This is a genomic window from Bradyrhizobium sp. Mp27 (genome assembly GCF_029953005.1).
In the GTDB taxonomy this organism is placed as follows: domain Bacteria; phylum Pseudomonadota; class Alphaproteobacteria; order Rhizobiales; family Xanthobacteraceae; genus Bradyrhizobium; species Bradyrhizobium barranii.
In genome coordinates, this window is record NZ_JASAUS010000201.1 from 1 (window position 1) to 10331 (window position 10331).

Annotated in this window: 7 protein-coding genes; 5 read left to right on the top strand and 2 right to left on the bottom strand. The window is 58.8% G+C overall.

The window, feature by feature from the left end; genetic code table 11:
- Positions 1-125: 125 nt before the first annotated feature.
- Positions 126-560, bottom strand: a complete 435-nt coding sequence (locus QJT78_RS44710) for a VirK family protein (RefSeq protein ID WP_011084653.1) — start codon at positions 558-560, stop codon at positions 126-128.
- Between the two features lie 685 nt (positions 561-1245).
- Between QJT78_RS44710 and QJT78_RS44715 the strand changes: the two genes are divergently transcribed.
- The 5 genes from QJT78_RS44715 (at position 1246) to QJT78_RS44735 (ending at position 9593) form a co-directional block, all read left to right on the top strand.
- On the top strand, positions 1246-2226 hold the full coding sequence (locus QJT78_RS44715; RefSeq protein ID WP_028153525.1) for a hypothetical protein: 981 nt from the start codon (positions 1246-1248) through the stop codon (positions 2224-2226).
- Between the two features lie 2012 nt (positions 2227-4238).
- Complete coding sequence (locus tag QJT78_RS44720; protein WP_011084649.1) at positions 4239-4928, top strand: response regulator transcription factor; 690 nt, start codon at positions 4239-4241, stop codon at positions 4926-4928.
- Between the two features lie 26 nt (positions 4929-4954).
- Positions 4955-6409, top strand: a complete 1455-nt coding sequence (locus QJT78_RS44725; protein WP_018647881.1) for a type II and III secretion system protein family protein — start codon at positions 4955-4957, stop codon at positions 6407-6409.
- 10 nt (positions 6410-6419) lie between these two features.
- Positions 6420-7082, top strand: a complete 663-nt coding sequence (locus QJT78_RS44730; protein WP_080586785.1) for a CpaD family pilus assembly lipoprotein — start codon at positions 6420-6422, stop codon at positions 7080-7082.
- 195 nt (positions 7083-7277) lie between these two features.
- A complete protein-coding gene (locus QJT78_RS44735) occupies positions 7278-9593 on the top strand; it encodes a hypothetical protein (RefSeq protein ID WP_011084646.1) in 2316 nt (771 codons plus the stop codon).
- Positions 9594-9885: 292 nt separating this feature from the next.
- Here QJT78_RS44735 and QJT78_RS44740 read toward each other — a convergent pair whose 3' ends face one another.
- Positions 9886-10215, bottom strand: coding sequence for a hypothetical protein (locus QJT78_RS44740; RefSeq protein ID WP_049807960.1), 330 nt, complete (start codon positions 10213-10215; stop codon positions 9886-9888).
- Positions 10216-10331 lie beyond the last annotated feature (116 nt).

The window sequence follows — 10331 nt, forward strand, 5'->3', positions numbered from 1 at the left end:
TAGTCTCGGTCATGGCGTATCGCTCTCCTCGAGAGGTTCTGGCAGGCTCGTCACCCGCCTCGATACGCCGCCTTCCTCACACCGTCATCACCCAGATTCCGCCATAGCTCGCTCTGTGCTCTTCGTTACCAGATGAACTTTGCGCCATCCGGCACTTCGCAGATGAATTCGCCTTGATTCGCGAGTTCGGTGGTCCCGACGACAAGTTTGGAGGCTCGCACCGTCAGCTTGCCTTCGCGGCTAAGGCTATGGCGGATGTACTCGGTCACGGCATGTCCGGAGCTGTCGACCGTTTGATGAGCATTGGCGAAGCTGATGCCGCTCTGGCTGGTCACCCTGAAGGCATTGATGACCAGACCGGCCTGCGTCGCCGACGCAGGTTTGCCACCATCCGCGTTGGTACAGTGGGTCATATCGAGGATGAGCTTCACATTCTTCCCCGCTTGGAGGGCTCTGAGTACTTCAGTGTATTTCGGCGAGGGGTCGTCGGCTCTTGCCGGCGCGCTCGCGGCCGAAAGCAAGGACAACAGGATCGTTAGTCCTCGGCCAGTAACCTTCATATGCTCTTCTCCCTCGATAAGTACCGCCGATTGCGGCCTCCAAGTCGTGATGCTCGCGATGCGTTTGGCTGATTCCAGACAACAAGCGCGCTCGTACAAAGCAGCCTGTCGCAACGACGCGCAAGACGTTGTAATGGCTATTCCGACATCACAACCTCGTATGTTAGGTTTGCGGAAGTGGCTTAGCTTCCCGCGCGTCGACTAGACCGGCTTGATCCAGCGTCGTCCGCTTGGAAACAGCAAACCAAACCGGTTGCGCTGGTCCGCCACAGGCCTCTCGAGCGAGAGAATGTAGTTCTCGCCTCTGCATAAGTAGACGATCTACGAACGCGCCTTTCGCCACCTCAAGCACCGGCTCGTCCATCTTGCTGTGCACGGGCTGTCTGCCTTAGATCACGCGTCCACAATGAAGTGGTGGGCGCGTCCTGGCGTGCCGATCCGAACAATCTCAGGCATCCAATAGCAGCCCAATCGAACACCAATGCCAGGAGGCAAACGGCAGCACCGATTTTGATCCGACGCTTCGCGCGACTTCCTTCCGGCTGGCTGTTCGCCATGCTGACTGACTCAATTCGACTCCGTCAAGAGCTGAAACTAAATGGCGCCCTCTCTGGTCTGTCAGCTTCTCGAAAGCTGCGCCTGCAACAATCTAGGCTGGCATCCGGCACTTCGAAGGGAGAGAGATATGAACGTTGATCCACGAAATGCTGTGGACACTCCCTTTGAGGTTCACAACGTGGTACAGCAGGCGCGCCGCGTCCATGGACAACAGGATGAGCTTGGCGCCGAGAGCAGCGCAACGGCACACAATTCCGAAGATCAAGCAAGCTTCGAGCAGCAGCTGAATGACTTGGATCTAGACGACCTCGATTCGGCCTACCCGACGCCGCCTTCACTCTGCTTAGCGGCAAATTCCGCGACTGCCACGTCCTCGTCTGCGCCAGGCGAGGCCGCCTCGGAACCCGGTAGCTGCCCAGCCCCATCATTTGTCAGTGCCCGCGCTCAGCTTGCAGCAACACTGACAGGTGCCAATCTTGAAGTGCTTCGCAATGAGATCGACCTTGCCGTGCAGCAGGCGGCGCGCTGGTCACCGGCGAGCGCACCTAGCATTGACCGAGACGGCGTATTTGACGACGTCGTGAGGTCGTCTTATGTCACACTGCGGCGTTTTCAGAATCAGAATAGTGACTGCAAGCCGCATACGGACGAAAACACAAGCGCCATATTGCATGTTCGCAACACGGCTCGGGATCATTCTTCCATTGGAGATCATCCAGAGCGGTATCCTATTGACCGGGCGCGCCAAGCTGGCTGGCATATGCGCGGCAAGACAACAACATCACCCTTCGTATCGTTGGTCGAAGATCCGGCGAAACTCGCCGTTTCTCGCGATCATTGGGCGAGGGCGATCGCCAACAATGCGAACGCACTGCACACCTACACTGTTCCGAAGCACAGTGTCTGGACGCCAGACGACGTGATGAGCAGCATTGCGCTCAGAATGAATGCTGAAGACTACGACAACATCGATGCGGACGTCGATTTGATGTGCTCACTTGGCAGAACGCCAACGAAAGAGACCGAGCGCCTGTTCTTGGGCGGAAACTTGGAAAGCTACCGCACCGGCAGAGAAGAAAATCCCTATAAGCGCGAGAGCAATGAGTAGATGGTCTCTCGGCCAAACCGTTGGGCTGGTTCGTTGGTTTTCAAGCACCCAAACTCCCAAAAGAAAGACCTTGAAGCGGCGTACCAACTCCGCACACGCAGAACAGCTTAAGCTTATGCGGCGACCGGCGGCCCGATCAACTCGCCGGTCGAGCGGCAGAGCGGTTCGGTCTCCGACAAGATGCACTTCCGGCGACGCGAGGATGTCGGACAATCCTCCTCCTGTGCGCGCTCGTTGGAGCATCCCGGCGCCTTGGACATTGTGAGTTCGAACGACATACGAGCTCACGGCTGGCTGGCGGCTTTGGTGGAGTTACGCCGCTGAACGCGCTGCGTCCCTCTCTGTACTCGGTCTGAAATTGGCCGCGCGGTCAAGCAACAGGTGTTTCGGCCGCGATCGCATCGGGCATTCGCTCCCCGCGATAAGCCGCGCTGTTACAAGACAGCCGATCCGTCACCTGGATGCGTTCCATCAAAACAATCGATTTTGCGGAGCGCGCCTAAGAGGCTCATAGTCGATCGCAATATAAGGAGGCCGCATTCAAGATGACGTCTGGCAATCGATTCTCTCCTCAATCCCTTGCCGAACAACTTGGCTCGAGCGATCGACAGTCTTCACCTCGAACGTTGCTTCCTGTTCATCAAGTGGACGTCCACCTCTCGCCACGGTCTCCCCGCTAAATTGACACGCATGAGGCGGATCGGATCGCCCCGCTCCTGGTGTCATGGCTTACCCGCTTGCCAAGAGCGCCTGCCTCTTCTGCACTCAATAGCGCTTCTGCGAGACGTTTAATTGGACGGACGAATGCTCACGGCTTTGTACACAGCGAGACGGACCGCCGCGCGCAGTTCGACGGCATGGTCGAACTGTGTCGCCGTTGCCTCACAACGATTCCAAACTGAAGGCACCCCGACAAAGAGCATTCAATTGCACTTGAATCTCACCTCGCGTCAGATTGTAGGATTTCCGACAGTCTCGCGACACAGTCCGCTCGTGTGAACTCTTCCTGACGGGTACCAACAATTGCGAACGTCTCAAAAACTCAATGCTCGGCCGATTCGGTTGATCACACTACCCAACTCCTCCTTTTTAGAGCTTGCATCGTTCATCTGCTCTGTGAGGGCTGGGCGAAGCGCCGTCTTCGCAGGCAGACCTGGATCCAGCGCGCGAGAACAACGCGGGCAGTCGTTGTTTCGCCTATGCCGACGAAAGGCAGAGTTCCTGAGCCGTGCACCCGATCCGACGACATGGAGCCGGCGTCGCCGCCTCAGACAAGGCACGACAGCAATGCCGCACGTAATTTGTCCTTCATTGGCAGCACTAGCTCAGTTGGGACGGAGAACGCCTCGGAAGCGACCGAGCATTGGAACGGTTGACATCTTACTTGGATAACGCCGGCAAACGAGAGGACGTCTGTCCCGAAGGACGCGTTGATCGTTTCGTCGCATCTCGGCCTTTTACGCCCCATTGGCCGGCACATAGCGCGCGAAGTGTCTTTAGCGCGGAACACTTGCAATGCCGCGACTTGACGGCACTACGGCCAACAGCCTCGCAAGACTGACCGCGGATCAAGACGAACTGGGAAGTATTCAATGTCGGTTTCGCAAGCCTGTTCGACGACAAATACAGCTGATCTCGCTCGTGCCTTGCTTTCGCTGGGGCAGTCTCGCGCGATCACTACCGCTAGCATTCGCGCAGCGCATGCAGGCATTGCTATGTGCCGCCCACAGATGCATCAGTGCGCCGCCAGGGCTCTCAACCCCGTAAGTCATCGCAGAGCTCTTGCCAACATAACGGATATGTTGAGCTGCGCCGCCCGCCCAGGCGACCCGCCGCGAGCCGTCACATATCCGATGTCAATGGATGCGCATGCATCGGTCGCCTGCCAACAAGCTCTTGCGGGTCGTCTACGGCTTTTCGAATTCATGCCAGACCGGCAGCATCCAGTCGCCGGATCTCTTGGTCAACCCTAACACGCTCAAGTCTTGCCGAGGACGGACGAGAGGCGATGGATGCGAATTCTCCTGGTTGATCATCATGCGGACTTTGGCCGCGCTGTGAAGGCAACGCTCGTGAATTGCGGGTTCGCGGTGGACGTGACGCCCACGCTGGATGAGGCGTCAGCCGCGCTGGATTGCGCAAACTACCACCTCGTACTGCTGGAGTCCGTCTTGCCGGATGGGGATAGTTTGGACTGGTTGAAGCAGTTGCGGCGCGAAGGACGATCAATGCCGGCAATGATGATGAGCAGTCTCAATGATCTCAGCCGCCGGATCGCGACCTTCAATGCGGGAGCGGATGATTTCCTGCCCAAGCCTGTGTCGATCGACGAACTCATCGCTCGCATGCGGGCCATTTTGCGAAGGTCAACGCAAATGACGGCGCCGGTCGTGACATTCGGGAATCTGCATTTCGATCCGATCGCCAGACAAGTCTCGGTGGGTGGCCGGATCCTGAGGATTGCTCGGCGTGAGGTGTGCATTCTCGAGCATCTGCTCAATCGCGCCGGCCGCACTGTGCCGCGCGCTTCGCTGGAAGATAGCTTGTACGCGTTCGATGACGAGGTTTCGACCAATGCGCTGGAAGTCGGGATTTATCGCTTACGCGCGCATTTGAACCAGGCGGGTGCGACGCTCAGAATCAAGACCGCGCGCGGCGTCGGTTACACTCTTGAACTCGTTGGCACAGCATCGGCTGCCTAGCAGCGTCACTTAAAGGCAACAATCGCTTGAAGGTCCTTAATAATGCCGCCGGCGCTACCCAGCCGCCTGCGATCACCAACCCACAACGCTCTGCCGCTCTCAATCGTCTCTGCTACCTCCTATGCGGATTTGCTTTGCTGTTTCCGCTTGCGGCCTCAGCCGAGACCAAGCGGGACGGCAAAGGAGAGATGCCACGTGCGGCACCCGGCAGCACCACGGGCACGCTCAATATTACCTCGTCACAGGGAAAGACGGTGCATTTGAGCGCACCGGCGGCGACCATTTTTGTCGCCGACCCTGCAATTGCCGATTATCAAGCTCCGTCGAGCAGTACAATTTTCGTGTTCGGCAAAAAGTCCGGGCGGACGAGCCTGTTCGCCCTCAACGAAAACGGCGAGGCTCTTGCCGAGCTGCGTATTGTCGTAACCCAACCACTCGAGGATCTACGGGCCGCGCTCAAGGCCGAGGTCGGCGACTATCCAATTCAGGTCAGCTATACCCCGCGCGGGGCGATCCTTAGCGGTATAGCGCCCAATGCCGATGTCGTTGAGGCTGCGAGGAAGGTCACTGAGCAATTTGTTGGCGCGGGCGCCCCGGTCGTCAACAAGATCCAGGTCGCCGGCTCACTGCAGGTAAATCTCAGCGTGCGCGTAGCAGAAGTCTCCCGCACCGCCGTCAAGGATCTCAACATCAACTTCACCGCCTCGGGCCCAAACGGCGCTTTCCTTGCCACCGGCAAACCGGGAGGGTCCGGCAGGGCTGGCGGCGGCGGCACGATTGGGATCGGGTTTAGCACCGGCAATATCAACCTCAGCGCTGTTCTCGACGCTCTCGCCAGTGAGCACCTCGCCTCAATCCTGGCTGAGCCGAACCTGACGGCAATGTCCGGCGAAGCCGCAAGCTTCCTCGCCGGCGGCGAGTTTCCGATCCCAGTCATGCAGGACAACAGGCAGGTTTCGGTCCAATTCCGGCAGTTCGGCGTGAGCTTGGAATTCGTCCCGACAGTGCTCAGCAACAACCAGATCATTGTCCGTGTGAAGCCCGAAGTCAGCGAACTATCGACCGAAGGCGAAGTCAAGATCAATGGTATGGCGGTTCCTGCCCTCTCGACGCGGCGGGCGAGCACCGTGGTCGAGCTCGCCAGCGGCCAGAGCTTTGCAATCGGCGGCCTCATCAGGCGCAACTTCAACACTGATATCGGCGAGTTTCCCTGGCTCGGCGACGTACCGATCCTTGGTGCGCTTTTTCGCTCTTCATCGTTTCAAAAACGCGAAACCGAGCTAGTTATCGTTGTTACACCTTACATCGTACGGCCGGGATCAAATCCAAGCCAGATAAGTATTCCGACCAACCGCATCGCACCGCCATCAGATGCAGGCCGCATCTTGACGAACACGGTGGCACGGCCGCCTCAAGGCCGCGATGCGCCGCGCGCGAGCGCACCGGGACTGACGGGCAACGCCGGCTTTATCATCGAATGAGGATCGACATATGAACATGCGATATTTGTCCCATTCGATTGTCCTTGCCGCAATATTGGGGGGCTGCGCAAATACTGCGTCGATCCATCCCAATCCTGCCGAACAAGGAGTTCAGGTCGAACAGAAAAAGCGTGTCTTGCTTCTGCAGAGCCTCCATGCCCTCGAAAAGCTTCAGCTGCGTAATTTTATCGCCGACGCAAGTGGTGGCCGGCGGGATGCGCTCCATGTGGATGTCAGCGGCTCCCATAAGCTCATTGCGCAGGTGGCGCACGAAGCACGCGCCATGGGGGTTGTTCCCTCTAACATCCGGCTGTCCGCTTCTCCCCTCAATTTATCGGGCCGTTCCGCCGTCAGGATCGAGGCGATTACGTTTGAAGCGCATCTTCCGAACTGTCCGTCGCTTTTGATCGCAGGACCAGCAGTGGACGACAATTCGTTCGAACCGACTCTTGGTTGCTCGACCAAAAACAACCTGGGAGTGATGGTGAACGATCCGCTCGACCTGGTTGATAATCGGTCTGTCAGCACGGTAAATGGCGATCGCGCCGCCGCTCCTCTTGCTAGTCGCTCTACTCTCGCAGCGCGCAACAAGGGCAACGGAGAAGATGGAGCAAGCACGACAGCGCCGGACGCAGCGGGACCAACAACACAGAATGTGCAGCCGCTCCGATAGGCGCTTTAAGCGCTTGTCGGAACCTACTGTGCAGCACCTGGCGCTCAGGCGCACGAGCGATGCTGCAAGGCGCAGAGAAGGCAATTGCGAGCCATCATTTATCCTTTCATTCTACCTTTCCGCTTGGCGATGTCAGGTTTTGGAAAGCAAACGTGAGTAGCGAAATAGCGAGAGAGCGAGCCCTGCGGACTGAACATGGACCGATTCAACACGATCAACCCAGCCGATAAGGCGTCCGCTGCGTCGGATGCCGCCGTGGAACAGCCGGATCAAAAGCATGTGGCGTTTGAGCAGCACCTGGCAGGCGTGCGAGAGGCGGGCCCTGTATATCCGCACGCGGCGCTTCATGATGTCACTGAGGAAGACGATCACCTCATCCAGGCGGCATCGGCCGCTGCTCTCAATGGAGGGCCGCCGCCGAGTGAGACCACCGTCAAAATTTATGATCGTCGGCTTCGCAAATTCGCCGAGGGGCTGAAGAAGTCCGGCAAATCAATTGCTGGGCTCGATGACGATGCCTTACTCGCTAACGCTAGGAAGCTGCTGCCAAACGACAGGGTCATCGCGCCAGCATTGTTAATGATCAGTCGGTACCGCGAGCCCGACGCCAACGCTCGCCCCCTCTCAACACATTATCGTCCTTCCAGGGAAGATGAGGGTCTTATCAGGGATGCCGCCGAGGCAGGTTTTGGTCGACAGATCGGCAGGAAAACGGCCGAGAGCTATGCGAGCGGACTGCGGAAGTTGGCGGTAGCGCTCCGACCCTTGTCCATTGCCGACCTCAGTGATGATAAACTGCTCGGACACGCGGATAGGTTGTTCCCGAAGGACAAGATGCTCATCTCCGCCTTGAATGGCCTTCGGGACTATCGCGCCATTACCCTGCAGACCAATTTAGGCGGAGAAGGAGGCAGTTCGCGCCAGGTCATCCAGCCGTCCACCCCCTCAGCTATGCCGGCCGATGAGCAGCCGATTGGGGACGATGCAGATGAGCGCAGCTCACGGCCGCCGGGGTTCAATGCTCCGCAGGTCTGGCATGGAGTGGGGTTGGCCGTCCATTCGCCTACGGAAAGTGTCGCCCAGGACGTGCTTTTCGATGCTGCAGAAGCCGAGAGCTTCTTGCCGGCGACCATGCTTGGGCCAACGGTCAGTTCAATGGTTCACTCGCCGGTGCAAAGTGTCGATCAGGAGGCGCTTTTCGATGCCGCGGATCGTGCGAACCTTTTGTCGGCGGCGACCTCCAATGCGCCGGTACCTTGGCCAACGATGAGTCCAACCATTCCCTCGCCGGTGCAACGTGTCCCTCGGGACGCGCTTTTCCATGCCGAGGGTCGCGAGAACCTCTTTCGCGCGCTGACCTTCGATGCACTGGTGCCTGGTCCAATGATGAGTTCAATCATCCACTCGCCGGTGCAAAGTGTCCCTCAGGACGCGCTTTTCGATGCAGCGGACCGCGAGAACCTTTTGCCAACGCCGACCTTCGATGCGCTGATGCCTTGGCCAACGATGAGTCCAACCGTTCCCTCGCCAGCGCAGAGTGTTGCTCAAGAAGCGCCTTTCGATGCCCCTGCTTGGCATCCGAGCTTGCGGCAGCCCGATTTCGCCTCTGAAGACCACTCTGGACAGATGATGAACGAAGGCGCTGCGGCGCAGACCACCCTTGAGCAGACGATCGCAGCAGCCGGCGAAGCCTTTGATGCGTCTTTGAGCGTTCCCGAACATTTCTCCCACGGGACTCAGGCCGCGCCGAATATGATGCACAGGCTTCGCCGCTGGGGCCTCTTGCCGGATGCAGCACAGCGGGTAAAGGCCTACGACATTCGAGGTGAGCGCTATATGGCCGTCTTGGGACCGGGAGGGCTCAACGATGTTCAGCTCGTCCATCTGCTGTCGCCCGCTGTCGGCGATACGTTTGATGTTTCTTTCGCCGTTCCCAAGAATTTTTCCCATCGCACCCAGCCGGCCCCCGACGAGATGCTGTCCAAGTTAGGCGAGTGGGACTTCTTGCCTGTTGTGGAACATCCAATCATGAACTTTGAGATCGGCGGCGAACGCTACACGGCCATCTTGGGACCGGAAGGGCCCAAGGACGTTCAGCTCATTCATCACCCTCGGCCCGCTTTGCCGGGCGAAGCTAGGCCTGCGGCACTGAGGACTTCCTCAGATATCTACGGCGGTCTTGCGCCAGGGCTTGATTCGGCGGCTCCGTTCGAATGGAGTAGGGACGCTCCCTCGGCGCTGGCGCCGAACCTTCCTCTGCCGTCTGCCGCACCTGCATCAGGCCATCAGCCAGTCCCGCAAGTGCCTGAACTGGGAGAGTTCTTGGGCGACGGCTGGACGCACGCCTCCCAAGAGGCTTCGCCCGCCGTGATCGACATATTGCAGAATCTAGGCCTTCTGCCGAGCCGGGACGTCCCAATGACCGCTTTTTTTATCCACGGTCAGCTCTACACGGCAGAGAGCCTACCGGGAAGCCGCGTTCTTCTCTTCCATCAGCCACAATTTGGCTGAATGAGGGGCTCGTCGGCACCTCGGACAGCTGCTCAGGCGGACCTAAAACCACGTCTGATCCTCCTTCCGGAGATCTTAGAAGCACGCTTCAACGATGCCGGGCGGTGAGCAAATCCGACCTTTCCAGTGCCACCATGATCTCAAGCAGCTATCGATCAAGTAAGCATTCGGCAGCACCGCACTCTGCAGAGCAAGAGAGGCGCGGTCGAGTAGCTCAGCCATTTGGCTTTCGCCCTCACAGATCCGGGCGGGCGGATTTCCCGCACCCGGCTCTTCCCGAGGGTAACCCGCGTCATATCCGCGCCTGCGCCCAAGTGCGAGTGATGCGTGGAACGGGCAGAGGGAAGCGTGCCGTCAGGGTGTCGAACTCCGACCAGCCCATGCGCCGACTTTTCTGGCTGCGTCGTCTCAGACAACGTAGCCAGATCCGACGCACTTCGCGGTAGAAGCCGTTGAGCGCTGGATAATTGTGCGGCCTGCCATAGTAGCCGTAGTGCCCGCGCAGTGCGGCGGCGAACCGCTCGTGCTGCGTGGCCAGTGGCGCGTGCATGAGCCGCCAGGCGTCCTGGCGCAACGCCGTCAGCTTGCGCGTCAGGCGTTTCCCTTCCGTCTTGTGCTTCACGATGAACCGTAAGCGACGTTCGCGTCCCACTCGCAAAGGTTTGGCGTGGGGATTGCAGTCTGTTGATCAACGTGTTTGCAAATCGTTGGCGGGGGGTATGGAGGCGGCAACGACGG

Excerpts from the sequence above, each read along its gene's own strand:
- QJT78_RS44710 (WP_011084653.1), bottom strand. The coding sequence starts at position 560 with ATGAAGGTTACTGGCCGAGGACTAACGATCCTGTTGTCCTTGCTTTCG.
- QJT78_RS44715 (WP_028153525.1), top strand. The coding sequence starts at position 1,246 with ATGAACGTTGATCCACGAAATGCTGTGGACACTCCCTTTGAGGTTCAC.
- QJT78_RS44720 (WP_011084649.1), top strand. The coding sequence starts at position 4,239 with ATGCGAATTCTCCTGGTTGATCATCATGCGGACTTTGGCCGCGCTGTG.
- QJT78_RS44730 (WP_080586785.1), top strand. The coding sequence starts at position 6,420 with ATGAACATGCGATATTTGTCCCATTCGATTGTCCTTGCCGCAATATTG.
- QJT78_RS44735 (WP_011084646.1), top strand. The coding sequence starts at position 7,278 with ATGGACCGATTCAACACGATCAACCCAGCCGATAAGGCGTCCGCTGCG.